Origin of the sequence: Mesorhizobium sp. M4B.F.Ca.ET.214.01.1.1, from assembly GCF_004791545.1 — a bacterium.
Lineage (GTDB): Bacteria > Pseudomonadota > Alphaproteobacteria > Rhizobiales > Rhizobiaceae > Mesorhizobium > Mesorhizobium abyssinicae.
Genome location: NZ_SRUX01000341.1, coordinates 1 through 278, shown reverse-complemented (window position 1 = coordinate 278; position 278 = coordinate 1). Strand labels below are relative to the sequence as shown.

Genomic DNA, 278 nt, shown 5'->3' with positions numbered 1-278 from the left:
CATCAAGCGGGCCGTCTTCGACGCGGTCCGGGAGGCCGACCTGCCCTATACGGTGATCTACACCAACGGCTTCTTCTCGACCTGGGTGGCGACGCTGGGCGACCTGACGCGCTTCGGCTCCTCGCCGCTGCCGCCCGACGAGGTGACGCTCTATGGCGACGGCAATGTGCCGGCGACGTTTGTCAGCGAGAAGGATATCGCCGCCGTCACGATGCGCGCTCTGGAGGATCCCGATGCTGTTCGCGGCGAAATCCGCATCGCGCAGAACAAGATCACGC

At 65.5% G+C, this 278-nt stretch carries 1 protein-coding gene; it reads left to right on the top strand.

The window, feature by feature from the left end:
* Positions 1 to 278: NmrA family NAD(P)-binding protein (locus EN857_RS34490; protein ID WP_189522858.1), on the top strand; the 278-nt coding region annotated here is incomplete at both ends.